The 26351-nt window shown below is 68.1% G+C and carries 18 protein-coding genes and 1 pseudogene; 7 read left to right on the forward strand and 12 right to left on the reverse strand.

Features of this window, described 5'->3' with window-relative positions; genetic code table 11:
* Positions 1-62: 62 nt before the first annotated feature.
* From ACH49X_RS00165 to ACH49X_RS00185, 5 genes are all read right to left on the reverse strand, one after another.
* Entirely contained in the window at positions 63-1334 is a 1272-nt protein-coding gene (locus tag ACH49X_RS00165; protein WP_357209051.1) for an ATP-grasp domain-containing protein, read from the reverse strand.
* Positions 1324-2709 carry an MFS transporter gene (locus tag ACH49X_RS00170; protein WP_357209053.1) on the reverse strand — a complete coding sequence of 462 codons (1386 nt, stop codon included), beginning with the start codon at positions 2707-2709 and terminating at the stop codon, positions 1324-1326. Before ACH49X_RS00170 ends, ACH49X_RS00165 begins: the two co-directional genes overlap by 11 nt.
* A gap of 101 nt (positions 2710-2810) precedes the next feature.
* Positions 2811-3788, reverse strand: a complete 978-nt coding sequence (locus ACH49X_RS00175; RefSeq protein WP_357209054.1) for an AraC family transcriptional regulator — start codon at positions 3786-3788, stop codon at positions 2811-2813.
* A gap of 323 nt (positions 3789-4111) precedes the next feature.
* Positions 4112-4336: a hypothetical protein gene (locus ACH49X_RS00180; protein ID WP_195083308.1), complete on the reverse strand. Its 225-nt coding sequence runs from the start codon at positions 4334-4336 to the stop codon at positions 4112-4114.
* A 29-nt stretch (positions 4337-4365) separates the two neighbouring features.
* On the reverse strand, positions 4366-4806 hold the full coding sequence (locus ACH49X_RS00185) for an RICIN domain-containing protein (RefSeq protein WP_195083309.1): 441 nt from the start codon (positions 4804-4806) through the stop codon (positions 4366-4368).
* Between the two features lie 426 nt (positions 4807-5232).
* Between ACH49X_RS00185 and ACH49X_RS00190 the strand changes: the two genes are divergently transcribed.
* A complete protein-coding gene (locus ACH49X_RS00190) occupies positions 5233-5448 on the forward strand; it encodes a hypothetical protein (protein ID WP_195083310.1) in 216 nt (71 codons plus the stop codon).
* 63 nt (positions 5449-5511) lie between these two features.
* Here the strand turns inward: ACH49X_RS00190 and ACH49X_RS00195 are convergent, their stop codons facing one another.
* On the reverse strand, positions 5512-6405 hold the full coding sequence (locus tag ACH49X_RS00195) for a serine hydrolase (protein ID WP_195083311.1): 894 nt from the start codon (positions 6403-6405) through the stop codon (positions 5512-5514).
* Positions 6402-7277 carry a LysR family transcriptional regulator gene (locus ACH49X_RS00200; protein ID WP_195083312.1) on the reverse strand — a complete coding sequence of 292 codons (876 nt, stop codon included), beginning with the start codon at positions 7275-7277 and terminating at the stop codon, positions 6402-6404. Before ACH49X_RS00200 ends, ACH49X_RS00195 begins: the two co-directional genes overlap by 4 nt.
* 196 nt (positions 7278-7473) lie before the next feature.
* On the opposite strand from ACH49X_RS00200, the gene bla reads away from it, so the two are divergent.
* Positions 7474-8373: a class A beta-lactamase gene (bla, locus tag ACH49X_RS00205; protein ID WP_195083337.1), complete on the forward strand. Its 900-nt coding sequence runs from the start codon at positions 7474-7476 to the stop codon at positions 8371-8373.
* A 40-nt stretch (positions 8374-8413) separates the two neighbouring features.
* Here bla and ACH49X_RS00210 read toward each other — a convergent pair whose 3' ends face one another.
* The gene (locus ACH49X_RS00210; RefSeq protein ID WP_195083313.1) at positions 8414-9139 is read right to left on the reverse strand and encodes an SDR family oxidoreductase; all 726 of its coding nucleotides are present in this window, start codon (positions 9137-9139) and stop codon (positions 8414-8416) included.
* Positions 9140-9229: 90 nt separating this feature from the next.
* Between ACH49X_RS00210 and ACH49X_RS00215 the strand changes: the two genes are divergently transcribed.
* Complete coding sequence (locus tag ACH49X_RS00215) at positions 9230-9637, forward strand: MarR family transcriptional regulator (RefSeq protein WP_323124021.1); 408 nt, start codon at positions 9230-9232, stop codon at positions 9635-9637.
* 162 nt (positions 9638-9799) lie between these two features.
* Positions 9800-14395, forward strand: a complete 4596-nt coding sequence (locus ACH49X_RS00220) for a CHAT domain-containing tetratricopeptide repeat protein (protein WP_357209055.1) — start codon at positions 9800-9802, stop codon at positions 14393-14395.
* Between the two features lie 61 nt (positions 14396-14456).
* Here ACH49X_RS00220 and ACH49X_RS00225 read toward each other — a convergent pair.
* Together ACH49X_RS00225 and ACH49X_RS00230 are read right to left on the reverse strand one after the other, a co-directional pair.
* Positions 14457-14666, reverse strand: a pseudogene (locus ACH49X_RS00225) (DUF402 domain-containing protein); the annotation flags it as partial.
* 114 nt (positions 14667-14780) lie between these two features.
* A complete protein-coding gene (locus ACH49X_RS00230) occupies positions 14781-15692 on the reverse strand; it encodes a phosphotransferase (protein WP_357419989.1) in 912 nt (303 codons plus the stop codon).
* Between the two features lie 240 nt (positions 15693-15932).
* Here ACH49X_RS00230 and ACH49X_RS00235 point away from each other — a divergent pair, with 240 nt between their 5' ends.
* Both ACH49X_RS00235 and ACH49X_RS00240 read left to right on the forward strand, forming a co-directional pair.
* On the forward strand, positions 15933-20468 hold the full coding sequence (locus tag ACH49X_RS00235) for a HAMP domain-containing protein (RefSeq protein WP_323124020.1): 4536 nt from the start codon (positions 15933-15935) through the stop codon (positions 20466-20468).
* Positions 20468-22852, forward strand: coding sequence for a SpoIIE family protein phosphatase (locus ACH49X_RS00240; protein ID WP_357209059.1), 2385 nt, complete (start codon positions 20468-20470; stop codon positions 22850-22852). The genes ACH49X_RS00235 and ACH49X_RS00240 overlap by 1 nt, the downstream gene beginning before the upstream one ends.
* A gap of 34 nt (positions 22853-22886) precedes the next feature.
* Here ACH49X_RS00240 and ACH49X_RS00245 read toward each other — a convergent pair whose 3' ends face one another.
* Entirely contained in the window at positions 22887-23984 is a 1098-nt protein-coding gene (locus tag ACH49X_RS00245) for a YihY/virulence factor BrkB family protein (RefSeq protein ID WP_357209061.1), read from the reverse strand.
* Positions 23985-24310: 326 nt separating this feature from the next.
* Here ACH49X_RS00245 and ACH49X_RS00250 point away from each other — a divergent pair, with 326 nt between their 5' ends.
* Positions 24311-25768 (forward strand): serine hydrolase, encoded by a 1458-nt coding sequence (locus ACH49X_RS00250; protein ID WP_357209063.1) that lies wholly within the window; start codon positions 24311-24313, stop codon positions 25766-25768.
* Here ACH49X_RS00250 and ACH49X_RS00255 read toward each other — a convergent pair.
* Entirely contained in the window at positions 25720-26157 is a 438-nt protein-coding gene (locus ACH49X_RS00255) for a DoxX family protein (RefSeq protein WP_195083320.1), read from the reverse strand. The two genes, ACH49X_RS00250 and ACH49X_RS00255, sit on opposite strands and share 49 nt — an antisense overlap.
* Between the last annotated feature and the right edge of the window lie 194 nt (positions 26158-26351).

A 26351-nucleotide genomic window follows, 5' to 3' on the forward strand; every position in this document is an offset into this window, starting at 1 on the left:
AAGTCCCCCGGTGCGATATATGTTGAAAAGGGAGGGAGAATCCCCGACCATTCAGCTCGACTTCAGGCGGCCGTGAAAAAGTCCCGGACTCGCTTGCGGACTTCGGCACACCGGAAATCCAGTTCCGCCATGTCCCCGGCGACGACGAAGGCGAGTCCCAGCGCAACCGAATCCATCATGGACCTGGTAGCCGGGTATGTCCTGCCCCGCTCGGCCGCCATCAGCACCTCCAGCACGCCGGGGAGTCCTGCGAGTTCCGCTTCTGCCCCACCCAGATACCGGGCCTGGTGATCGATGCTGAAGAGCACGAGCGCGCCGCGCTGGGACAGGGCGTAACCGGTCCTGCGCTCCTGCGCCGGAGCGCGGATGCCGAAAAGTTCGGCGATGTACTCGCATTCGCGGTGTATCTGCGAGTTCCCGGTGAGCAGATAGGTCTGCCGAGGGTGACCGATCCCATGCGCTCGCGCGCCGAAGTCGATCAGGCGGGGACCGAGCGCACCGGACATGATCTCCATGTGCGCGGGACCGACGCGCACCCCGAGCGCGTCGAGCACGCGGCACGCGTAATCCGTCAGCTCGCCCACCACGGGGTCGTCACCCTCGAGCCAGCGCCCCCGCTCATAAACGAAGTCGCCGGAAGCCGACACCCATTTGTCGTACACGCTGACACAGACAAGTTCGTGTCCATCCGGGGTGGAGAAGGTGTCCACGGCGTATTCGACTCTGGGCGCGGGATACATCTGCTGGATCAGCGCGGCCGAGCCGGACCCGAAGAGTCCGGCGTTGCCGGTGATCGCGGAGACAGCGGCAGTCAATTGGTCCGGAGTGTCCACCAATCGAACGTCCACGGAGGCGGCTCCCCTGGCCGGTTTCACGACCAGCTTCCGGCCGCCGCGCAACTCCGCGATAGCCTCGGCCGGAACGGCATTCCCATGCGCTTCGACAGCCCGGGTCGTCAGACTCGGCACGCCTGCGGCCGCCAAGGCTTCGAACATGCGCTGCTTGTCCCATCTGCGCGTCGGCGCGGTCGTGTCGTTGCCGGGGCAGTCGGGAAGGTCCGCGCGCAGACGATCGCACAGCTCGACTCCCGGTTCCGATCCGGCGATCACGTATTTCACCGAGCGGTCCAGACACCACCGCAGCAGCAGCCGGTAGGACGATCCGAAGTCGGCTTCGAAATTCAACGCTCCGGGTGTGGGCGCGCGGCGGAATCCCGACACCAGCGCCTGGTCGGTATCCAGCAGTAGGGTGTCGATGCCATATCCCTCGAGCAAGGACGGGTACAGCGTTCCCGAACTCACCGGATCGACGATCAAGACCGACTTATCGGACACGGTCCGGACTCCTGTTCTTGTCTACCCCCGCTACCACCGCTACCGCCCCCGTGACGAATGAGATCTGGACGATCAGCGCCCAGTACAGCGAGAGATCGTGCAGGACTCCGAAGGCGCCGATCCCGGGCCCGACCGCGAAGCCGATCGACTGGGCGGCCGAAAGAAAACCTTGATACCTCGCGTTCTCCGACGAGGTAGAGAGCTTCGCTATCGCCGCGCTCGCCTGCGGAAGGAAAATCGCCTCGCCGAGGGAGAACAGGACGAAGCCCGAAATGCAGACGGTCCAGCTGGTCCCGAGCCCGCACACCGCGAGTCCAAGCCCCGTGACGAATATGCCGAGCCCGAGCGCGTAGTTCCACCGGATCCGTGATGTCACGAAGCTCAGCGGCAACTCGCAGACGATGATGAAGATCGAATTCACCGCGATCAGAACACCGTAGAGTTGCCCCCCGCCGGAAATCCGTTCCAGGGAAAGCGGTGTTCCGCTCGTGCTCTGGGCGTAGATCGCCATGGCCGTTGCGAACACTCCGACAACCGCCCACAGCCGCGCCGTCCGGAAGGTGTCGTATCCGGTTTCCGTCGCGGAACGGGGATCGAATTCCGTCGCACTCTCCCGCGTCCGCGCGCGTTCTTCTGCCGACCGCAGCCTGGCGCGCTCACTCAACAGCAACACCCCGGTGAGCAGCGAGCCGAGCGAGGACAGGAAGAACAGCGTCGAGAAGTTCTGTTCGCCGACCACCGCGACAACGATCGGAGCGACCGTGACGCCGCTGCTGAGAAATATCCGGTGGAAGGCGACCACGGTCACGGTGTCGCCCTGGTAGCCGGAGCCGGTGACCAACGCGGCCGCGGGCCCGGCGAACGACTGTGTCACCGCGACGCTCAGGGATGCCGACACGATCGCAGAGACCGGCTCCGTCGACAGCGATCCGAGCAGGAACAACAGTGGAACGTTCAGTACGGAGCCCGCGATCAGTACGTCGGTCGACCCGAACCGGGCAGCGAACCACCCGCCGGCCAGCGACCCGAGCACGCCGGCGAGCCCGGCCGCGAACAATGCCAGCGACAGAGCGGCGGCACTCAGCCCGATCGATGTGTAGAACACCGTGGAGTACAGCGCGAGGAATCCCACCGATCGACTGAGAAAGGTGGTGACCGAGACGATCCATACTTCCGCGGGAAACGATACGGGTTTCCGTCTTTCGATCACCTCGACGGTCAACGGGGCCACCGCTTCACGCCGGCAACACGTACTGCGCGACAGCGACTCATCGAACGTTCCCGATAGTCGTTGCTGTAGCTTCGCGCACCTGATCCTCCTTGCGATAACCACTGGTACGCCGCCATATCGGTGGGCAATGCGGACGTTAGTCATCGCCGTCCGGCGTCAGTTGCTCGCGCGCGAACAGAAGTTGCTCCCGCGCGCAAAGTTGCCTCGATACGCCGGCTCCTACGATGTGCCGCTCGCGGCCGATCTCACCTGCCGGCGGCGGTGGCCGGCCGGACCGAATGGCGGATATCGCGGGGGCTGACTCCGAAGCGCCGCCGGAATATCGTGCTGAACGCGCTGGCCGAACCGAAACCCAGACCGCCCGCTATCGCGGCGATGCTCTGGTGACGAAACGAGGGATCGCTCAACCGCCGGTACGCCAGTTGCAAGCGTTCTTCTCGGATCAGTTCCCGCGGTGTGGTTCCGGAATGCCGGAGGGCGAGCTGGATCTGTCTGGTCGACCAGCCGAGCGAGCGCGCGATGGTCGCGGTGGAAAGGCCGGGGTCGGTGGCGTGCGCTCGGACGTGATGACGTATCGCCGCGTCCAGTTTGTCGAGGTGGTCGATGCTCGTCATCTTCCGAGCGCGCGCATGCATGCAGAGCAGATCCACGATGTGGGAGGCCGCGGCGTCGAATTGGTAGCCGTCGAGCGCATCGCTCTCCTCGAGCAGGCCGGTGAGCATGTCGGTCACCACCCGCCCCAGCCCGGAGGTCAAGTCCATCGGTCGCGCGAACAGGGAATCCTCGGTGTCGACGCGGTGCTCGAGCTCATGGCGCGGGATCGTCATCAGCACACCGCTGGTGCCGTGCCCGTGCCGGAGGCCGATCGGCCGATCGAGGGTCACCAGACGGCCGGCACGATGCGGCAGATGTGCTCGGCCACCGTCGTCCCAGAGTTCCGTCCGGCCTGCGAAAGTGAGCAGAAGCCGGAAATCGTCGTCGCTGTCGTCGCGTACGTGGTTGGGCGTCCGGACGTAGGACACACCGTCGGACTTCCACCCCACCAACTGGTACTTACTGGTGCGACACAGTTTCGTACGCCCGTTGAAGTCGCTCCCGCCGGGAAAGTCGTATGCCATGCGCCGGTGATAGGAGGTGATGAGTTCCGCCCAGTAGTCCGCGCGTTCGCCCGGTTCGACACCCTGGGTAGTCGAGGTCTCCACCGTCAGGTGAGGCTTGTCCACCGCCGTAACTCCTGCTCGAACCGAACCGTATGCCGAATGGTTGCCCGGCACAGCGTATCGCCGCATCGATCCGGCTGCCGGTGTGAAATTCGTTGCGTGGCCGTCCGTGCCGCATGGCTCGACCGATGATCCGGCGGGTTGGGCCTGGCAGTAGCTGGCACCCACAGCCGCCCGCCAGGCCCAACATTCCCAGTCTGGGCAAAACGCTCGTTCCGGCGGCCGGGCTTTGCGTGCCTTTGCGCCCTTGGGGGGTTACGACCGGATGGTCGGTCCGACACGATCAGGGTGTCGGACCGGGACCTCGCTTTCCCCGAGAAGTCCGGTCACTCATAAGGTTCGACGCCCAGAACGTACTCGAGGTATCCGGCCCGGTCGGCCACCTCGGGTTCGGAAGCGATGACGACGCGGTCGGCGCCGCAGAGCCGGACGACCTCGGCCTCGCTCTCGGCCAGCCAGTCGAAGAACTGCTCCCGGCCCCCGCGCGCAGTCACCCCGTGGCCGAGGAGGAGCGGATCGAGACGGACCAGATAGGTACGCGAAGCAGTCATAACCTTCTCCTTTCCGTAGTGCTTCGCGATCAGGCGCGCTGGAACTGCCATCGCTGGGTGCTGCTGGCGGGCGCATACCGCGTCAGTCCGATCTGGTCGGCCTCCGCACCACCGTCGTGTCCGGACAGCCCGAGAACGAGTTCGCAGGCAGGCCAGACCGCGATGCGATAGCGGTCGGCGTCGGCTTCGTCGGTCACGATCTGCCACCCCATGGGTGTCCCGCTGCACTCGACACGAGTCCCTTCGCAAGCCAGCCCATCGCCGAGTCCGAGCCGCGTGCCGGTGCGGCCGTTGGTGATGTACCAGATCTCTTCGCCGAACTCCGGCGCGCTCGACAGCAGCCAGTGCTGCCAGCCGTCCTCGACGCCCGGCTCCCCCACGACTCTGACCTGGTCAGCGCTCTCGAGCGCCAGCACGCAACCCGTGCCCGCATTGACGATCCGATAGACACCCTCGCCCAGCTCAGTCATGATCTGTCGTCCTCACCGTCCGCGGAAGTCCGACGCCCGAGGCCCGCGCCGGAGTGCCCCAGGCCTGGGCGTCTCGCCATCGCCGAATTACCCGCCCGCTGACCGGTCAATCCCTTGATCCTCTGCGCCGAATTCGGCGCCGGAATTCCCCCATGTCTCATCAGCCACGCCAGCAACAAGGCTCGCGAATCGACAGGCTCCGACCTTTCCGTAAATAGGTATATGTCGGTGAAATCACCGATGCGGGCCCGTACCTACCCGACCATGCTGGATGCGTGCTCAGGCACAGGTCCGGCCGGCGACGCCGTCACCGGGCCCCGCCCTCGACAACGACGTCGGTAGGCCGCCAAGGAGGTCGGCCACGCAGGCGGACTTCGCGATCCGACAAGCCAGAATGCTGTTCACATGTCCCTCACTCCACCCAGTATGTTCGGCGTGGTCGCCGCGCTCGATGGCCGCAACATCCGAGCTCATCGCACGGGCGCGATCGAGGACTGCGCGTTGTGCACCACGGTGTCCATCCCGTCCGGCAGGTGCCCCGCCGGCCACGCCGCCGAGATCACGCGCGCCGCGGCGCATCCGTTGTCCGCCGCCGAAATCCTCGATCGACTCCATGGCGCAGGCTCTTTGAAAGCCTGGTAGCAGACTCCGGCGTGCCCAAGCAGATATTCGGGCGCGGCATTCTCACCTTTCCCACCGCTGTTGCTACGGCAAAGGGAGCCGGAGTTCGGTGACGGCGATGCGGGCGGTCTCGGCGATAGCGGCGTCCACGGCGGGCAGGTGCGGGTCCGCGCGGGCCGCGCGAGTGAATATGGCAACCGCGACGGGGTGCTCGCCAGGAAATTCGACAACCGCTACCTCGTTGCGAATCACCCCGATGGTGCCGGTTTTGCCCGCGGTCGAAACGTTGCGATGCGGAAAGCCGGCCGCGACGCGATGCGGCCAGACCTGCAGGCGCATGACGGCGCGGACGAAGTCGGTCTGCTCCGCGGACAGCACCGTGCCGTTCCAGAGCGCGCGCAGCAGCCGCGTCATCTCCTCCGGCGTGGTCGCGCTGGTGTAGGACGGGTCGTACGCCGACACCGACCATGCGTCGTCGTTCTGCGCCAGCGCCGCGAACGCCTCCGCGGTGCTGTGAGTGTCGGTGTCGCGGACGAGGCTGCGGTGCAGGTCGGCGGTGCCGCCCACGATGCGGGTGCGCTCGAGGCCGAGATCGTCCAGCAGGCTCTCGACGGCGCCGAGTCCGGTCGCGCCGAGCAGGACGTCCGCCGCGGCGTTGTCGGAGACGGTCATCATGGACGTCGCCAGGTCGCGCAGGCTCATGGTCACCGGATCGCGCATGACGGCGATGCCGGTCGGGCCGGGGGTGCAGTCGGACGGGACCACCGTCAGCCGGGTAGCGGGATCGATGCGCCCGGCGTCGACATGGCGGCAGAACGCGACGAACAGCGGCAACTTGTACACCGACGCCAGCACGACCCGCTCGGCACCGCCCACGGAGATCTCGGTCGCGGAGCCGTCGCACCGGCGGGCGTGCAACCACCCGGTGCATCCGGCGTCGGCGAACACGGCGCGGATGCGGTCCTCGACGGTGCTCACCGCAGTCGTTCCCGGTACAGGACCCGGTCGACCGCGTCGGCATGGGCGTCGGCGCCGGGCCGGTGGACGACGCGGACGCGCAGGGCGACCGCCTGCGGCGCGATGCGCAGCCACGTCACGCCGGGCGTGCGCGAGGGAGCCGTGGCAGTGAGACCGAAACTCGTTCCGGCCGCCACCGCCGCGAACAGGGTGCGATCGTCTGGCGCGGGCACGGTCGGTGCGTCCAGCCCGCGCTCACGCAGCAGGTCCACGGCGGTGTCGAAGGCGGGTGGGTTGGCCGCGCGGGGCGGACAAGCGAAGTTCAACCCCGCGAGCATGGGAAAGGTGGGGCGTTCGGCGGCCGCGCTGCGATGATCCGACGGCACCACGAGCCAGCGCGGCACCTTCACGACCGGGCGCACCTCGACCCCGTCGACCAGGGCGGGGTGCTCGATGACCGCCACATCGAACATGCCGGCGCGCACATCGGCGACCAGATCGACGCTCGTGCCCACCCTCGTCGACACCGCGGCGCCGGGCGCGACCACGGTGCGCAAGGCGCCCACACACGCCGTGACCACCCGGTCGGGCAGTGCCGTGATCGCACCCCAGTGCACGGCGCCGTGGGCGTTCGCGATGCGGTGGGACTCGGCGAGCAGGCGCTCGGCGTCGTCCACGAGCAGCCGAGCGCGCGGGAGCAGCTGCACACCGGCCGAGGTGAGCACGGCTCCTTGCCGGGTACGGCGGATGAGGTCGACGCCGAGATGCCGTTCGAGCCGTCTGAGTCCCTGCGACAGCGGAGGCTGGGTCATGTCCAGCGCGGCCGCGGCCCTGCCGAAGTGTCCTTCATCCGCGACGGCAACGAAGAAACGAAGGTGGCGGATCAGGTCCATGCGGTCATTGAACCAGCGGGGCGTCCGGCATCGGTTCGGCCGCGCACCGGCGCGGTCCGCTCCGGAGCCGAAAGAGCGAGCAAACCTGCGGCGATATCCAAGCCGACTCGCCCGCGCCGGAACCGGATATTGGTGTCGGCGAACGTGTCGATGGTGTGGTGCGTCGGTGATCATTTCCGTTTCCCCTCGGCGTGACCTGCTCGGTCACCGTCGACTTCTGGCCGCCGCGGCGGTATCAGCGCTGTCCCTCGTCACCACCGCGTGCGGGTCGGCTGCCGACGTGCCTGCCGCCTCGCAGACCACACCGCCGGCCGCGGCCGCGCCGTTCACCGAACTCGAGACCGACCACGCCGCCCGGCTGGGTGTGTCCGCGATCGACACCGGCTCCGGCCGCACCGTCGCCCATCGAGACGCGGAGAGGTTCCCGATGGCCTCCACCTTCAAAGGTCTCGCCTGCGGTGCGCTGCTTCGCGACCATCCGCTGTCCACGGGCTACTTCGATCAGGTGATCCGCTATTCCCGCTCCGAACTGGTCGCCAATTCGCCGGTGACCGAGAAGCACGCCGACACCGGCATGACCGTCGCCGAGCTGTGCGACGCGGCGATCACCGTATCCGACAACACCGCGGGCAACCAGGTGCTGAAACTTCTCGGTGGTCCGGAGGGTTTCACCGCGTTCCTGCGGTCCATCGGCGACACCACATCGCGCCTTGACCGCTGGGAGACCGAGCTCAACAGCGCCGTTCCCGGTGACGAGCGCGACACGACCACACCGGCCGCACTGGCCGCCGACTACCGCGCCCTGGTCCTCGGCGACGTTCTCGCCGATCCCGAACGGGCGCAATTGAAATCGTGGCTCGTCGCCAGCAAGACCGGCGCCGACCGGATTCGCGCCGCGCTGCCCCCCGGATGGACCGTGGGCAACAAGACCGGCAGCCCCGCCTACGGCAGCGCCCTCGACGTCGCCGTCGTCTGGCCGCCGGGGCGCTCTCCCTTCGTCATCGCGGTCCTGTCCACGAAAGCCGAGCAGAACGCCGAGGCCGACAGTCCTCTTGTCGCCGAGGCCGCTCGAGCCGCCGTCGCGGCGCTGGGGTGACTCGATGGCGCGCGACCGCACCGCCTGCGGCCGCGCGCGCTCAGTACGCCCCGCCCGCCGCGTTGAGATGCTGTCCGGTGATCCATGCGCCGTCGGCCGAAACCAGGAACGCCACCACCGCGGCTATGTCGGCGGGTTCGCCGATGCGACCCAGCGGCGCCGTGACCGGCATCCGCGCGACCGCCTCGGCGCCGAGTTGCTCGACCAGCGCGTCCGTGCGGGTGGCGCCAGGCCGGACGCTGTTGACGGTGATCCCGCGCGCGCCCAGCTCATTCGCGGCGACCCGCACCAGATGCTCGGCGGCCCCCTTGCCTGCTCCGTAGGCGCCGGTACCCGGCCGTGCGGTCACGGTGACTCCACTGGAGACGACCACGATCCGGCCGTAGTCGCGCAGCCGGCGAGCCGCCTCGCGCAACGCGAGAAAGGTGCCGCGGGCATTGACGGCGAACTGACGGTCGAAATCGGCCGGTGTGGTCTCGGCGAGCGAGGCGAACCGGGTGACCCCCGCGTTCGCGACGAGGATGTCGAGTCCGCCGAAAGTGTCGACGGCGGTGTCGAACAGCCGTGTCATCCGGTCGGGATCGGCGGTGTCGCCCGCGACCGCCACGGCCCGCCCACCGGCGCGCTCGATCTCCGCGACGACGCCGGCCGCCGCCGCGGCGTTCTGCCGGTAGTTCACGACGACCTGCGCGCCGTCGGCGGCCAGCCGCAGAGCGATCGCGCGACCGATCCCGCGCGCACCGCCGGTGACGAGTGCGACCGTCATGCCGACCACCTTTCGGTAGAGATACTAGATAGTCGAGATCCTCTACTTAATGGTCGGTGATGTCAACAGTCCGGTAGTTAGACTTCCGGGGTGAGCGAAACGCCGGATCTTGCCGCCGCGGTGATGACGCTGCATCGCGAAACCGCCGCGCTGTACGCCGAGACCGCACGGCGGTTCGAGTTGACCAGCCAACAGACGCAGGTGCTGTGCCTGCTGGGCCGGCACCGGCCGTCGTTCGGCGAACTGGCCGCGCTGCTCGGCTGCGACAAGACCAACGTCACCGGCATGGTCGACCGGCTGGAGCGGCGTGGCCTGGTGGGCCGGGCGCCCGATCCGGCGGATCGCAGGATCACCCGCGTCGCGCTGACCGACGAGGGCAGCACGGTGGCCCGGAATATTCGCACCCACCTGTCCGCGGCGATCGCCGACCGCCTGACCGAGCTGGTGTCCGATGATCCGGCCCGCTTCGATCCGCTGCGAAAACTGCTGTCCGGCTGATCCGCCTGCCACGCCGCGACCGTCACACGGGAAACGCTGTGCCACAAAGGAACGCGACCGAGCCTGTGCCGCACCGAGTTCGCTGCCGACGCCATCCACGAGAACAGCACAGGGCGTACCGTCTCCGATACACGTTCGTGCGCATCTGGGGGACCGGTTCGGATGGAAACAAGCAGCGACCCCACGGGTGGTCTCTTCGCCGACCGGCGGATCGCGCTACAGAGCGCGATCGCCGCTCGCATCCGAAGAATGGAGCTGACCGACGATCCCGCAGCGGTCCTCGCGCCGGAGGCCGATCGACAGGCACGCGAGCTCGTCGCGCTGGTGAACGGCGGCGACCTGGAGTCGGCGCTGCTCGCGGGTTGGTTCTACTGGTACCGCTACGAGGCCAGGCCGCAGCAAGCCGAGCACCGTGACCTGTCGACCGCCGTCGAGATGTTCACAGCGTGTTTCGTCACCGGCGTCGACCTCGCACAATTGCCACAACAGCTGTTGCCGCTGCTCGCCGAGGAAGCCGCTCTCGTTGCCGTCGCATTGCTCGACCAGACCCAGGAATCCGACGATGTCGAGTTCGTCACCGCGGTTCTGCGGCTGTGGTGGCGCATCCTGGCCGCCACCCCGTCCGACAGTTCGGCGCGGGGCGGAATCCTGTGCAACCTCGGAATCGTCCTGCTGGCGCGGTTCCGCCTGACGCGCGACGCCGAGAATCTGCGCGGTGCCATCGAAGTCGGGCGACTTGCCCTCACCGGCATTCCCGCCGACCGAGCCGACCGCGGCACAGCGCTGGCTCAACTGTCGGCCGCGCTGCGAGCCCGATTCCACGAGGCCGGCGCCGGAATCGACTTGGACGAAGCCATCACGCTGGGACGCCATGCCATCGAGGCCACCCCCGAGCACCACCCGTACCGACCCGGCATCATCGCCAACCTGGCGACAGCCCTCTGGCAGCGATTCGAGTTCACCGGAGGGCCTGCCGACCTCGATGAAGCGATCCGGCTGCGGAGGCTGGCGGTCGAGACCGCCCCGTCCGACTACGACGATCTCCCGAACATGTTGTCCGGTCTCGCGATGACACTGCACACCCGATTCGAGCACACCGGGAACCCACAGGATCTGGACGAAGCGATCGAACTGGGACGGCGTGCCATCGCCGATCCGGTAGGCCGAAGCCATCCTTTGTCCAACCTGAGCAGCGCACTGCACGCGCGTTTCGAAATCGCGGGCGCGCGAGCCGATCTGGACGAGGCCATCGCGCTGGGCCGCCGGGCGCTGGCCGCGTTACCCGCAGGCAGTCCCGACCTCGGCCTCATGCTGTCCAACCTCGGGAACGCACTGCATACCCGATACAAAGCCACCCGGCAGGTGGCGAGCCTCGACGAAGCCATGGAACTGGGCCGCCGCGCGGTGGACGCGACACCTACAGGCCATCCCGACCGCAGCGGATTCCAAGCCAATCTCGCCAACACACTCAGAACCCGCTACAGCCACACCGGAGCGCTCGCGGACCTCGACGAAGCCATCGACGTCGGCAGGCAGGCCGCCGCGGCGACCCCGGTCGGCCATCCCGACCTCGCTCGCATGCTCGCCAATCTCGGCGCTTTCTTGCACATTCGCTTCGAACGCACACAATTCCCCCAGGATCTGGCCGAAGCCGTCGACCTGCACACCGAGGCCGTGGCAGCCACCCCGGACGAGCACCCGGCTCGCGGCCCACGGCTGGCCGGGCTGGGTGCCGCGCTCTGGAGCAGATACCAGCAAACGGCCGTACCCGAAGACCTCGAGGAAGCCATAGACCTGCTGGAGCAGGCGGAACCGCTCATCTCAGCGACGCACCCCGATCGCCCCATGGTCTTGCACAGCTTGGCCGATACCATGCGCGCGCGATTCGAACGCACCCGTAAACCCGTGCATCTCGACACGGCGATCGCTTACGGAGAACAAGCCGTGGCAGCCTGCGATCCCGGACTCCCTGGCCGCGAGCCGATAGTCGCCGCGCTGGAAATGACGCTGCACGCGCGCTTCGACCGGAGTGGCGCTCTCGAGGACCTGCGGCGGGTGGTGGGACTGCGGGGTGAACTGGTCGCCACGGCAGCCGCCGACGATCCCGCCTACCTCTCGATGCTGTACGCACATGCCCAAGGTCTGCGGACCTTGTACGAACACACAGGAACACCAGCGCTGCTGGACGAAGCCATCGAAGTCGGCGCACAAGCTCTCGCCCGCACTCCCGCCGACCACCCCGACCGGGCGATGCTGGCGGGAGATCACGGTTACAGCGTGATGCTCCGATTCGAACGGACCGCCGCGACCACCGACCTCGACGAAGCCATCGACCTGCACACCGAAGCCTTGGCCTCGACTCCCGCCGACGACCCGAAGCGGCACGCACGGCTCACGGGGCTGGGATCGTGCCTGCTGACCAGGTACGAACGGTTCGGAGCGCTACCCGACCTGGAGAACGCCGTAGCGTTCACTCGCCGAGCGCTCGCCGAAGCACCCGCCGACCACGCAGACCGAGCCGGCATCCTGACCGCGCTCGGCGCCGCCCTGTGGGCCCGATTCAAACGCATCGGGGCGCTGCCCGATATCGACGAAGCCATCGAGCATCTCCGCGACGCACTTCGCACGGTATCGGACGATCTGCGACTGGAGAATCGCATCCGATCCAACCTCGGCCTCGCTCTGCGCACCCGCTTCGAACGCACGGCCGGCGCAGCGGATCTCGATGAAGCGATCGCCACGGCGCGCCAGGCTGTGGCCGCCACCCCGGCTGATCATTCCGACCGCGCGCAGACACTGCACACCTTCGAGAACACCTTGATGTTCCGATTCCGCGAAAACGCCGCGGCGGCCGATCTCGCCGACATCGACGAAGCCATCGATATCGGCAGGCAAGCCATAGCCGCCGCCACGCCGGAGAGCCCCGGACTGGGCGGCATGCTCCTCAGCCTCGGTGGCGCACTGTACGCGCGATTCGAGCGGACCGCATCGGCAGCAGACCGGGACGAGGCGGTCGGTGTCTTCCGGCGCGCGATCGACACAAAGACCGCGACACCCTCGATTCGCGTGCGAGCAGCGCATGGTGCGGCGCTCTCGGCCGCGGGTTCGGACCCCGCACTGGCGGCACGAATGCTCGAAGGTGCGGTGCGGACACTGCCGGAGCTGGTACCGCCGCTGCTGGACCGAATAGACCAGCAACACGCCTTGGGCAACGGTTTCGGGATCGCCGCCGACGCCGCCGCGCTCGCGCTGAACGATCCATCCACCGCCGCATCGGCTCGGCCCGAACTGGCGCTGCGCTTGCTCGAAGCCGGTCGCGCAATACTACTCGGCCGCACCCTGAACATCCGCGGCGATCTGACCGAACTCGCGGTCCGACACCCCGATCTCGCTCAGCGCTTCACCCGGCTGCGTGCGCGACTCGACCACGAGACCAAGGCCGCGACCACACTCGATATCCCCCTCGATCCCGCCGCGGTGATCAGCGAGAACGGTCGGCACGTACGCGACCGCAGGCAGCTCGTCGCTGAATTCGACCGACTGCTCGCGGAAATCCGCGCACAGGACGGATTCCGCACCTTCGCCCTGCCGCCCTCGATCGGCGAACTGCTCGCGCAATCCGAACAGGGAGCGATCGTCACCTTCAACATCAGTCGATACCGCTGCGACGCGCTCGTGCTGGCCGAAGGGGCCGTCACCGGTCTCGCCCTGCCCGGCTTGACCATGGACGACGTCGTCGGCAGGGCGGTGAACTTCCAACGCGCTTTGGACGTCACCCGCTACTCCCCGATCGCAGCCGAACGGCGGGCGGCAGAAAGACAATTGCTCGACAGCCTCGAATGGCTGTGGGACACGGCCGCAAGCCCGGTCCTGGAGGCTCTGGGCCACAACCGGATTCCACCGGCCGGCTCCGACTGGCCACGAGTGTGGTGGGCACCAGGAGGAATACTCGGTCTCCTGCCCGTGCACGCGGCAGGCTACCACTCCAGCGGGCCCACATCCGGCGGTCGATCGGTCCTCGATCGGGTCGTGTCCTCCTACACCCCCACCATCGCAGCCCTCCGCTACGCCCGGGAACGCCGCGCTCGGCAACACTCGGCCGGTGCGACGCGCGCCGCGATCGTCGCCATGCCCACCACCCCCGGTGTGGACGGCCGGCTCCATCACGTACTCGACGAAGCCCGCATAGTCGAACGGCTGTTGCCCGACTCGGTCGTACTCACCGAGCCTGACCCCGCCCCTGAGGCCGACAGCGACCCGGCGCGCACGCTTCCTACCAAAGCGAACGTCCTCGCGAGCTTGTCCAGTTGCTCGATCGCCCACTTCATCTGCCACGGCACCAGCGACCCGAGCGACCCTTCCCTCAGCCGCTTGTTGTTGCACGATCACGCCACCGACCCGCTCACAGTCTCCGCTCTCGCACCTGTGCAGCTCGATCACGCCCGTCTGGCCTACCTCTCGGCATGCGAGACCGCGCGCATCGTCCATGCCGAACTACTCGACGAGGCGACGCATCTCGCCTCCGCCTTCCAGCTCGCCGGCTACCCCCATGTCATCGGCACCCTGTGGACCATCGATGACGAAACCGCCGTCGAGGTCGCCGAAGCCTTCTACACCGCCCTCACATCCGCCCGAGACGTCGACGATCTCGCCATCGACAAAGCCCCCGTCGCCCTGCACGAGGCGATCCGCTCCATACGCGGCACTCTCCCCCGCACCCCCTCCCTCTGGGCCGCCTACCTGCACTCGGGAGCCTGACGGGAAGGTGCGTGACGCCAGTCTTGCCAGCGTGGCAGCCACCAGCAGGTTCCTCCCGGTCCTTCCATCGCCGGCTGCCGTCTTCGATGACGATATCCAGTCCGTGATCGACTGTGTCGAAGCATGTTTCGCCGCGACGGTAGGGCGCCTCGAAGTCGATGTACCAGCGATCGCATCGCCCATCGCGGAAGAAGGCCCAGACCGCATAGGCGTCGTGCGGCCGGTGTAGCTGAGCACACCGCTTCCGACCCACCGGTCCTGATGCGACCACGGATGCGGACCGTACGGATGTGGCGGAAAAGTGAGCTCAGCACCGTTTTCCGACAACCACCGGCCATCCGCTCCGAACCACGACTCGGGCAGGCCGATGGATCGAGAAGCGGGTTCAGCGCGCCGGGATCGGGTACAGCCATGTCAGTGCCGCAAGGCTCTTGTCGAGGTAGCTGCGCAACCCGTGCTCGATCCCGTAGGCCAGATCCTCCAACACGCCGCACCGGGCGTAGAAGGCTGCGCGCTCCCGGATCGCCCGCAAGTCGTTGGCGCTGGTGCGGTAATTGTCCAACGCTATGTCCAGTGCTGCTGGGCCGAGATCGCGGTAGATGAGACCGAAGTCATAGGCCGGGTCGACGATCGCGGCATCGCTCCAATCGATGACGCCGGTGACTGTCCCCGAAACAGGTTCCACCAGAACGTGTTCGATCCCCAGATCGTTGTGGGAGAACACCAAGTCATAGCGATCCGCCGCGGGCGTTGCGTCGAGGAAGACCGCCACGGCCGGACGATGCGCCTCGGGCACCATGTCGGCGATCGTCTCGTAGATCCGTGCGGCCTCATCGAGCCACACTGCTTTCGGCTGGTCGTCGGCGTCCACGAAGTCGGCCATCCGGTCGACCGGAACGGCATGCACAGCCGCGAGGAACCGGCCGAGCGCCGTGGCGATCGACCTCACATGGGCCGATCGCCGTGACGCCGGCAGGTCGATCAGCGGTCGGCCGGGGAGTTCGAAATACGCCAGGCAGCCCTGCTCGGCGAGGCTGAAACACGGCTCGGGAACCGGTAGTGGTGACACACTCGCGACCGCGGCCAGAAGACCTGCTTCATTGATCACCCGCGCGGCTCGGCTCCCGAGATCGGGTTCCTTGCTGAAGCGCACGATCAGCTCGCCATTGACCTCATAGACAACGTTGTCCTCCCCCTCCCCGAGCAGCGCTATCGAGTCGATCCGATAGTCGGGCAGTTGCACGGCCACGACATCCCGGACACCTCTGACAGGATCGCCGTCGTCCCGAATTGCCATGCCACGACTCTAGAACCTTTGAATCCGCCCGCCTCGCCGCTGTTGGCGAAGGTGTCGGCCTGCGAGCGCCGTGTGTCCCCGATACCTGCGATGAATGCCGGGCGACAGGTCGACTGATGATACGTTCAGTGATGTAACCGCCGGTGCGTCCGTGTTCAGCAGCCAGCACAGCATCGTTGGTCGGCGATCCGCCGTGCGCGGCGTCGCGTCCGATACGGGTGGGGCAGAACGAGGATGAGCATGACGGAGACGGCGGCATCTGTCCGCACCGCGTCGGAGCAGGCTGTCACGGCCGCGGACCAAGTCGAATTGCGCCAGTTGCTGGCCGGGTTGACGGCCGTGCGCGACGGCGATTTCGGCACTCGGCTACCGACCGACGCCGACGGGCTGCTCGGCGAGATCGCGACGGTCTTCAACGGCATGGTGGACCAGCTGTCGCTGTTCACCTCGGAGGTCACCCGGGTCGCGCGCGAGGTCGGGACGGACGGGCGGCTGGGCGGTCAGGCCGAGGTGCCTGGCGTGTCCGGTACCTGGAAGGACCTCACCGACTCGGTGAACGCGATGGCGGGCAACCTGACCAGCCAGGTGCGCGACATCGCCCAGGTCGCCACGGCCGTCGCGCGGGGCGACTTGTCCCAGAAGATCGATGTGGACGCCCGCGGCGAGATCCTGGAGCTGAAGAACACCGTCAACACGATGGTGGACCAGCTGTCCGCGTTCGCCGACGAGGTCACCCGCGTCGCGCGGGAGGTCGGCTCGGAGGGCAGGCTGGGCGGTCAGGCGGAGGTGCCCGGCGTCGGCGGCGTCTGGCGCGACCTCACCGCCTCGGTGAACTTCATGGCGGGCAATCTGACCGATCAGGTCCGCAATATCGCCCAGGTCACGACCGCGGTGGCGCGGGGCGACCTGAGCCAGAAGATCACGGTGAGCGCCCGCGGCGAGATCCTGGAACTGAAGAACACCATCAACACGATGGTCGACCAGCTCTCCTCCTTCGCCGACGAGGTCACCCGGGTCTCGCGCGAGGTCGGCACCGAAGGCATCCTCGGTGGTCAAGCCGACGTCAAGGGCGTCTCCGGCACGTGGCGCGACCTCACCGACTCGGTGAACTTCATGGCGGGCAATCTCACCGCGCAGGTGCGGTCGATCGCCCAGGTGGCCACCGCCGTGGCGCAGGGCGATCTGTCCCAGAAGATCCGGGTCGACGCGCGCGGCGAGATCCTCGAGCTGAAGAACACCATCAACACGATGGTCGACCAGCTCTCCTCCTTCGCCGACGAGGTCACCCGGGTCTCGCGCGAGGTCGGCACCGAGGGCAGGTTGGGTGGCCAAGCCGACGTCAAGGGCGTCTCGGGCACCTGGAAGGACCTCACCGAGTCGGTCAACGTCATGGCCGACAATCTCACCGCGCAGGTGCGGTCGATCGCCCAGGTGACCACCGCGGTGGCCCGTGGCGATCTGAGCCAGAAGATCCGGGTCGACGCCCGCGGCGAGATCCTCGAGCTCAAAGAGACCATCAACACGATGGTCGATCAGCTCTCCGCGTTCGCCGACGAGGTCACCCGCGTGGCCCGCGAAGTCGGCACCGAGGGCAACCTCGGCGGCCAAGCGACCGTACGGGGTGTGTCGGGCACCTGGAAGGACCTGACCGACAACGTCAACGTCATGGCTTCCAACTTGACCGGCCAGGTGCGTTCCATCGCCCAGGTCGCCACCGCCGTCGCGCGCGGTGATCTGAGCCAGAAGATCACGGTGGAGGCGAAGGGCGAAGTCGCGGCGCTCGCCGGTGTGATCAACACGATGGTCGACACGCTGTCCGCGTTCGCCGACGAGGTCACCCGCGTGGCCCGCGAAGTCGGCACCGAGGGCATGCTCGGCGGTCAGGCCCGCGTCCCGAACGTGGCGGGCACGTGGAAGGACCTGACCGACAACGTCAACTCCATGGCGAACAACCTGACCAACCAGGTCCGCAACATCGCCCAGGTCACCACCGCGGTCGCGCAGGGCGATCTGACCCGCAAGATCGACGTGGACGCCCGCGGCGAGATCCTGGAGTTGAAGACCACGATCAACACGATGGTCGATCAGCTCTCCGCCTTCGCGGCCGAGGTGACCCGCGTCGCTCGCGAGGTGGGGTCGGAGGGCAGACTGGGCGGCCAAGCCGAGGTCGAGGGCGTCTCCGGAACCTGGAAGCGGCTGACCGAGAACGTCAACGAGCTGGCGGGCAACCTGACCCGCCAGGTCCGCGCGATCGCCGCGGTCACCAGCGCCGTGGCCGAGGGCGACCTGACCCGCTCCATCACCGTGGAGGCGTCCGGCGAGGTCGCGGAGCTGAAGGACAACATCAACGCGATGGTGGAGTCGCTGCGCGAGACCACCATGGCCAACCAGGATCAGGACTGGCTGAAGACCAACCTGGCCCGTATCTCCGGTCTCATGCAGGGCCAGCGCGACCTGCACGTGGTGGCCGGGTTGATCATGGACGAGCTGGCGCCGTTGGTCTCCGCGCAGTTCGGCGCGTTCTACCTGGCCGACGACAGCGAGGAGCAGCCGGAACTGCGGCTGATCAGCTCCTACGGCAGCCCTGACGAGCCGAGCAGCTCGCCGCGGTTCGCGTTCGGCCAATCCCTCGTGGGTCAGGCGGCCCGCAGCCGCCGCACGATCGCCGTGGAGGACGTGCCCGCCGACTACGTCACCATCTCCTCCGGGCTGGGACAGACCGCGCCCGCCCACCTGCTCATGCTGCCGATCGTGGTGGAAGACCAGGTCCTCGGTGTGATCGAACTGGCCACCCTGCACCGCTTCACCCGCATCCACCGCGACTTCCTCGACCAGCTGATGGAGACGGTCGGCGTCAACGTCAACACGATCATCGCCAACGCCCGCACCGACGAGCTGCTGGTCGAATCGCAGCGCCTGACCACCGAACTGCAAGCCCGCTCGGAGGAGTTGCAGGTACAGCAGGAAGAGCTGCAGCGTTCCAACGCGGAGCTGGAGGACAAGGCGGCTCTGCTGGCCATGCAGAACCGCGACATCGAAGCCAAGAATCTCCAGATCGAGCAGGCCCGCCAGGAGCTGGAGACCCGCGCGCAGGAACTCGCGCTCGCCTCGAAGTACAAGTCGGAATTCCTGGCCAACATGAGCCACGAGTTGCGCACCCCGCTCAACAGCCTGCTGATCCTCGCGCAACTGCTGGCCCAGAACCCGAGCCGCAATCTCACCCCCAAGCAGGTCGAGTACGCGGGCATCATCCATTCGGCGGGTTCGGACCTGCTTCAGCTGATCAACGACATCCTCGACCTGTCCAAGGTGGAGGCGGGCAAGATGGACCTCGCGCCCGAGCGCGTGTCGTTGCGTCAGCTGCTGGACTACGTCGAGGCCACGTTCCGGCCGATGACCACCCAGAAGAGTCTGCGCTTCCAGGTGACGACCGCGCCCGGTCTGCCGTCGGAGCTGATCACCGACGATTCGCGGCTGCGGCAGGTGCTGCGGAACCTGCTGTCGAATGCCGTGAAGTTCACCGAGACCGGTTCGGTGCAGCTGCGGATCGAACCGGCGGAGGCGAGCCAGCTGCCCGCCGCCGTGCGCCAGCACGGCCCGGCCGTCGCGTTCCGGGTGATCGACACCGGTATCGGCATCGCCGAACACCAGCTGGAGTCGATCTTCGGCGCCTTCCAGCAGGCCGACGGCACGACCAGCCGCAAGTACGGCGGCACCGGTCTGGGCCTGTCGATCAGCCGGGAGATCGCCTACCTGCTCGGCGGCGCGATCACCGCGGAGAGCGCGCCCGGCCAGGGCAGCACGTTCACCCTGTATCTCCCGGTCGCCCGGCCGGACTTCCAGGAGGCGCCGCTGCGCGAGCGGGAGGACGAGCACCAGGCCGACGACAGCAGCACCGAGCACGCACCCGCCGCCGCCACGCCCCAACAGCACCGCCGGCTGCTGGTCGTGGAGGAACGCCCGCAAGGTCTGCTGTCGCTGGTCGCGCAGAGCGCCGTCGCCGAACTCGCGGACAGCAATGATCCGCGCGGGCCGGTTCAGGTCGTCACCGCGGTCGGGGTGGAAGAAGCCGCGGCGGCGATGGCCGCCGAAGCGTTCCACTGCGTGGTGCTCGAGCTGGACATGCCCGACGGCGCCGCCCTGCGGTTCCTGGAGACGATGAACGGGGACGCCGCGTTGAGCAGCGTCCCGGTACTGGTCCACAACCGCCGGGTCGACGCCGAACAGGAACGCCTGCTGCAACACCGCACCACGAGTCAGCCGCTAGAGCTGCTGTCCAGCCTGGACGATCTGCGCGAACGGATCGCGCTGCACGTCACCGCCGAGGCGCCCGGCGACATGCTGCCGCTGGTACGCCGGGAAGACGCACCGGCCGCCGCGCCGCAGCGGCCGGATGGCAGGCTCGCCGGCCGCACCGTGCTGATCATCGACGACGACGCCCGCAACCTCTTCGCGCTGAGCAGCATCCTCGAACTGCACGGCATGAGCGTCCTGCACGCGGAGGACGGGCGCGAGGGCATCGACAAACTGCTCGCTCATCCGGAGACCGACCTGGTCCTGATGGACGTGATGATGCCCGAGATGGACGGCTATACCGCGACGGCGACGATCCGCGAGATGCCGCAGTACGAGAGTCTGCCGATCATCGCCGTCACGGCCAAGGCGATGCTGGGTGACCGCGAGAAGAGCCTCGCCTCGGGCGCCAACGACTATGTCACCAAACCGGTCGACGCGGACGCTCTGATCGCCTGCATCCAGCACTGGCTGGGTGCCTGATGACCGACCCCGACAGCACCGACGCCGAGACAGGCACGACAGCGGACGCTCACCCGGCGACGGGGCCCGCCGTTCACCGGCTCGCCGCCACCGTGGAGCGGTTGCGCGCGCAGATCCAGCAGGCCCAGGCCACCGCCGACGGGCGCGCGCTGATCGAGATGGCCAAGGGCGTGCTGGTGGAACGGCTGCACTGCGGGCCTGCGCAGGCGGCGAGGCAACTAGAGGCCCTCGCCGAGCAAGCGGGCATCACACCGCTGGAGCTGGCCGCCGAGCTCGTCGACCAAGCGGCCCAGGACGAGGTCAGCGCGGTCGTCGGAGAATTCCTGTCGCGCACCGCCAGCCCGGAGGAGCCATCGGCGGCCGTGCGGTTGCGCACCGCCGAAAGCGGGTTGCTCGCGGCCGGCGACACCCACCGGGTGGCGGAGTCGGTGCTGGAGCACGCGTTGACGCCGCTGGGCGCCACAGCGGTGGCGATCTGGTCCGCGGGCGCCGACGCGTCGCTGACCCTGGCGGGTTTCGCCGGCATCAGCCCGCAGGAGGCCGAGCGATGGCGGTACGTGCCGCCCGGGGTGGCGACCCCGGCCCGGCAGTCGCTGGTGCAGCGCAGCGCCGTGTGGGTTCAGGACCTGGGCGGGTCCGGCCTGCCGTCGATCGGCGACCGCGACGGCGGCCGTGCGGCGATTCCGGCGGGCGCCGGGGGCAAGCTGCTCGGCGTGCTGGAGGTGTGCTGGCCGCAGCCGCTCGCGCCGCAGCCGCCGCAGGTGCACCGGCAGTTGGACGCGCTGGCCGAGCTGTGCGCGCACACGCTGGAGTCGGACTCGGCCGCGGTGCGGGCATCGGACCGGCCCGACGTCGCGGACCTGGTGCGGCTCGCGGACGGCCTTTTCGACCCGGCGCTGGTGCTGCTGCCCCACCTCGACGAGGGCGGCGCGCTCGTCGACTTCTGCATCCACCACGTCAACAGTTGCTTCGTCGACCCGGCCGGACGCCCCCGCGGCCTGGTCAACGGCGCGCTGCTGCTGGAGGCGTACCCGATGGCCGCGAGCGATGGGCAATTGTTCGAGCGGATCGAGCACGTCTTCGCCACCGGCGAGACCTACCGCGCCGACCGGGTGATGCTGACCGAGCTGGTCGACCAGGTGCCGCTGACCGTCTCGGCCGCGCTCAGCATCAGCCGCCATGGAAACACGGTGCTCATGGTGTGGCGGGTGGAGGACGAGACGGCGCGATTGGCGGCGCTGCTGCAACATGCCCAGCGTCTGGGCCGCGTCGGCGGCTTCGAGGAGAACGCGGCCACCGGCGAGATCACGTGGAGCAGCCAGCTGTTCGCCCTCTACGGGCTGACGCCGACCGCGGACCCGATTCCGCTGTCGCAGCTGCCCGCGCACGTCCACGACGACGACGCGCACGCGGTGGGGCGATTCCTGCGTACCCTGCTGCGCTTCCGCCGCCCGGCCTCGACGGCCTTCCGCCTGATCCGCCCGGACGGCGTGACCCGGCACATCCGGATCGTCGCCGAACCGGTCCTCGAGGCGGGGCATCTGGCCGCCATCCGCGGCGCCTATCAAGACATCTCCGCGCAGCACTGGACCGAGGTCGCGTTGTCCGCGACGCGCGACCGGCTGGCCCACACCGAGCAGCACGCCGCCGAACAGAGCCAGCTGGCCCGGCAGCTCCAGCAGGCGATCATGCCGGACGCGCAGCCGTCCATCGAGGCGTTCGGGCTGCGCATCGCGGTGCGCTACCGACCCGCCGAGCAGGACTACACGGTCGGCGGAGACTGGTACGACGCGATCGTGTTGCCCACCAAGCAAATCCTCGTGTCCGTCGGTGACATCACCGGCCACGGTATCAAGGCGGCCACCGGCATGGTCGTGCTCCGCAACGCTCTGCGCGGCCTCGCCGCCACCGGCGCGGGTCCCGGCCAGCTGCTGACCTGGCTGAACCAGGTCGCCCACCACCTGACCGACAACATCTTCGCCACCGCGATCTGCGGGCTCTACGATCCGCATACCCGGGTGCTGCGCTGGGCCCGCGCGGGCCACTTGCCGCCGGTGTTGGTGCGCGGGGGCCGGGCCTCCAGCCTGCCGATGCTCGGAGGCATACTCCTCGGCGCCGTGGCGGAGGCCACCTTCGAGGAAGCGGAACTGCAACTGGAGACCGACGACACCCTCCTGCTCTACACCGACGGGCTGATCGAGCGCCGAGATCGCCTTCTGGACGAGTGCATAGATCGGTTGCTCGCGGCATCGGCGCAACTCACCGGCAGCCTGGACGACCGCTTGGACGACCTGCTCGACGGCAGCGATGCCGACACCGATGACGACACCTGCGTGGTGGGGATTCAAGTGGGGCCGGGTCAGGACGCGTCGGGCCCGCAATAGCACCCACCGGCATCCGCCGGTCAAGGCGTGGCGATCATTCCCGCCGGGCGGCTTCGGCGGCTCGGATCGCTTCCTTGTCCGCCTCGTCGAGCTTGCGGGTGTCGCGCGGGACGGCAAAGGGCTGCGCTTCTTCGGGAAGCCCCTGGGCGATGGCTTTGCCGTGGTCGAGTTCGGCGTTGATCTCGGCTCCCAGCAGCAGCGCGATATTGGTCAGCCACAGCCACACCAGGAAGATCACCACCCCGGCAAGCGAGCCGTAGGTCTTGTCGTAGGACGAGAAGTTGGCGATGTAGACGGAGAACAGGACCGAAATGACCAGCCAGACGAGGACGGCGATCACCCCTCCGGGGCTGATCCACTTGATGCCGCCTTGGCGGGCGTTCGGGCTGGCCCAGAACAGAATGGCCAGCAGCACCGACACCAGGACGAACAGCACCGGCCATTTGACGATGTTCCAGATGGTCACCGTGGTGGCGCCGAGGCCGAGGAGGTCGCCGATCTGCTGGGCGACCGGGCCGCTCGCCACCACGATGGCGGCGCTGAGAACCAGCAGGATCACCGCGACGATCGTGACGCCGAGCCGGATGGGCGTGGTCTTCCAGATCGGCCGGCCCTCACCGATGCCGTAGATGACGTTGGAGGCGCGCATGAAGGCCGCCACGTACCCCGAGGCGGACCACAGCGCGACGGCGAAACCGAGGATGGCGCCCCAGCCTGCGCCCTGTTTGTTCGCCTGCGCTTGGTCGACGAGGGTGCGCACGAAGTCCGCGCTCGAACCGGGGGCGATCCGCTGGGCCTGGTCGACGAGTTCCTCGGCGGCGTTCGGGCCGAGCAGGCCGAGTAGGGAGACCAGGACGATCAGGCCGGGCACGATCGACAACACCGCGTAATAGGTGAGAGCGGCGGCCAGATCGGTGAGGTTGTCGCGCTGGAACTGCTTGCTCGCGCGCTTGACCACCGCGAGCAGCGAGGGTTTCGACAGGTCGGCGGGGCTGTCGGGCTCGTCGGGGTCCAGATCCGGCCTGGCTCCGGTATCGGTCGGACCGACCGTCGGCTCGCGGTCGTCACGGGTATCCGCCGGGTCGGCTCGCCGATCCTCGTGCCGCTGTCCTGCACCGTGCTCTGTCGTCATGGGCTTGCTCCACTCACACGTCCATCTCGGTTCCACGCCGGATGCCGGAACTCCGGCGTCGAACGAGTGGTGCCCGAAGCGGCGGCGCTGAAACTGCTCGGCCCGGCTTCCGCGGGCCAGGTTCGGCCGCGCGGTGTGCGAGCGAATCGGCTGGCGTGCGGCCGCGGTGACGGTGCAGGTCCGCCCCCTACAAGTGGGGGCACCCGAGGCGGTAACCAGGGGTGCGGCGGGGGCGATGAGCCAGGTGGAGTTCGTCGAAAGCGGAGGGCGGCGTGGGTCGAGGTATGAGAAGCATTGCGGCGGCGGTCATTACGCTGGCCGCCGCGATGCTGGGATTTGGTGCACCGGTCGTCGCGCAGGCCGCGCCGGAGGGGTTGAGGCATTGCGCGGTCAGCAGTGGCCGGGTCCCCGAAACGGCGACGCCGGAGGAGGTCGGACTCGATGCGGCGGCGCTGCGCGAGGCGGTGGCGCTCGCGGCGGATTCGACCCGCACGACGGTGCAGATCTTCCGGAACAACTGCCTGATCGCGACCGGCCCGGACAGCGCAAGGGCCGCCGGTGTGCCGTGGAATCTCTGGAGCAGCACCAAGAGCGTGGTTTCGATGGTGGCCGGGATCGCGGTGGACGAGCAGCGGTTGCGGCTCGACGACCCGATCGGCGCGTATCTGCCGCCCGAGCTCGGTGATGCCCGGCATCGCGCGATCACGGTACGCAATCTGCTCATCGAATCCAGCGGCATGCAGGTGGCGGTGGCCTCCGAAGGAATCACGGGGTTGGCGCAGATCGATCCGAATGTGGTCGCGCAGGCGTTGGCGATGCCGATCGATCAACAGCAGGGCACCGAGTGGCGCTACAGTCAGCGCGCTGTCGATCTGCTGGTGTACGTCATCCAGCGTGCGGTCGGCGAGGACTTTCAGGCGTACGCTCAGCGAAAGCTGTTCGATCCGTTGGGCATTCCGCCGACCGACTACTTCTGGGGTCGTGACCGGAGCGGAAACACCTACGGCTACGCGCATCTGCTGCTGCCGCCGGACGATTTCGCCAAGCTCGGCCTCCTGCTCACCAACCGTGGGCAGTGGGGCGAGCACCGGATCATTTCGGCCGATTATCTCGCGCAGGCGGGACGGCCCGCCCCGACGAATCCGTGCTACGGCTTCCTGTTCGTCGTGAACGGGCCGGACTGCGCCAACTACTTCCCTGGCCTGCCGCCGGATGCGATGCAGATGTCCGGGATGATGCGCCAGGACAATTACATCGTGCCGAGCCTCGGACTCATGGTCAGCTGGACCGGCGTCACCGTCCCGGGAAGCGCGTTGAGCTTCCCGCACGATGTCCTGCGTGCGGTCGGCGCCGCCTTCCGGGAACCCCGCATACCCGCCGCGGCGCCCTACGAACAGCAATCGGATGTCCAGCTGTCCGATCCGATGATCTCGAATCCGGACGCGACCCTCGCCGCGCTCGGTGTCGGCCCGATGGCTACCCGGGCTGCAATCCGCTGTCCTGCCTGGGCAAGCCCATGTCCGCTCCGTTCGCGAATTGGCCACCGGGGTGCTTCGTCCTCGGCTGCGTCGGGCCGCACCCGGCGACCCCTGGGATCCGGTAGCGATACACCCCCGAGTGGGGCGAGCGAGCGTGTTTCCCGGCAAGGGCGAACCGACCCTGAACGCCCCTGCCGGACAACGCCGAACGATCGGCGGGCCGGAGCCTGCCGATCGTTGTCGTGCCTGTCGTGTTGTCACCGGGTGAACAGCGAGCGCAGAGCGAGGGTGTCGCGGCGCTCGTAGGCGATCCAGGCGAAGATCCCCGACAGCACCAGCGGGAAAGGCGCGTAGGCAGGCATATCGGTCAGGAAGAGGTTGGTGGCCGCGGCCAGCAGGGTCAGCACCGACAGGCCGACCGCGGCCGGGCCGCTCAGGCGCCGCACCAGCAGCCCGACACCGCCGGCGATCTCGCAGATGCCGACGAAGTACATGAACCAGGGCGAGCCGAACCCGGCTTCCCGCATCGCGGCCATGTTCTCCTCGGGAACCATGTCGAGCACCTTCGGCAAGCCCGAGGCGACGATGAAGAACAGGCCCAGGACGATCTGCAGTCCCCACAGCACACGGTTGCGGACTTTGCCGGGGCGGACGGTGGCGGCGGCGTTGGTGGTCGCGGCGGCGATGGTGGTCATTGCTGTTTCCTCCAGGGTCGGTCGCGCTCTTCGGTAGCGCGTTCACCTGATAGGACGGCGGCACTCGCGAGGAATCATCGGTCGCGGCGGGACATTCTTGCCGCCGCTGCCGGGTGCGGTCGGACAGGCGGCCCGTCAACCGGTCAGTGACGGTTGATGTCCGGGGCCCGCGGTGACCCGCGCGCCCCTTACAG

Source organism: Nocardia sp. NPDC019323, assembly GCF_044389845.1.
Classification (GTDB): Bacteria; Actinomycetota; Actinomycetes; order Mycobacteriales; family Mycobacteriaceae; genus Nocardia; species Nocardia implantans.

Bases quoted from the DNA above. Each gene is read 5' to 3' on its own strand.
- ACH49X_RS00230 (WP_357419989.1), bottom strand. From the start codon at position 15,692: ATGGCAATTCGGGACGACGGCGATCCTGTCAGAGGTGTCCGGGATGTC.
- ACH49X_RS00200 (WP_195083312.1), bottom strand. From the start codon at position 7,277: ATGGACCTGATCCGCCACCTTCGTTTCTTCGTTGCCGTCGCGGATGAA.
- ACH49X_RS00240 (WP_357209059.1), top strand. From the start codon at position 20,468: ATGACCGACCCCGACAGCACCGACGCCGAGACAGGCACGACAGCGGAC.
- ACH49X_RS00235 (WP_323124020.1), top strand. From the start codon at position 15,933: ATGACGGAGACGGCGGCATCTGTCCGCACCGCGTCGGAGCAGGCTGTC.
- ACH49X_RS00180 (WP_195083308.1), bottom strand. From the start codon at position 4,336: ATGACTGCTTCGCGTACCTATCTGGTCCGTCTCGATCCGCTCCTCCTC.
- ACH49X_RS00190 (WP_195083310.1), top strand. From the start codon at position 5,233: ATGTTCGGCGTGGTCGCCGCGCTCGATGGCCGCAACATCCGAGCTCAT.
- ACH49X_RS00245 (WP_357209061.1), bottom strand. From the start codon at position 23,984: ATGACGACAGAGCACGGTGCAGGACAGCGGCACGAGGATCGGCGAGCC.
- ACH49X_RS00250 (WP_357209063.1), top strand. From the start codon at position 24,311: ATGCTGGGATTTGGTGCACCGGTCGTCGCGCAGGCCGCGCCGGAGGGG.
- ACH49X_RS00210 (WP_195083313.1), bottom strand. From the start codon at position 9,139: ATGACGGTCGCACTCGTCACCGGCGGTGCGCGCGGGATCGGTCGCGCG.
- ACH49X_RS00255 (WP_195083320.1), bottom strand. From the start codon at position 26,157: ATGACCACCATCGCCGCCGCGACCACCAACGCCGCCGCCACCGTCCGC.
- ACH49X_RS00220 (WP_357209055.1), top strand. From the start codon at position 9,800: ATGGAAACAAGCAGCGACCCCACGGGTGGTCTCTTCGCCGACCGGCGG.
- ACH49X_RS00185 (WP_195083309.1), bottom strand. From the start codon at position 4,806: ATGACTGAGCTGGGCGAGGGTGTCTATCGGATCGTCAATGCGGGCACG.
- ACH49X_RS00170 (WP_357209053.1), bottom strand. From the start codon at position 2,709: ATGACTAACGTCCGCATTGCCCACCGATATGGCGGCGTACCAGTGGTT.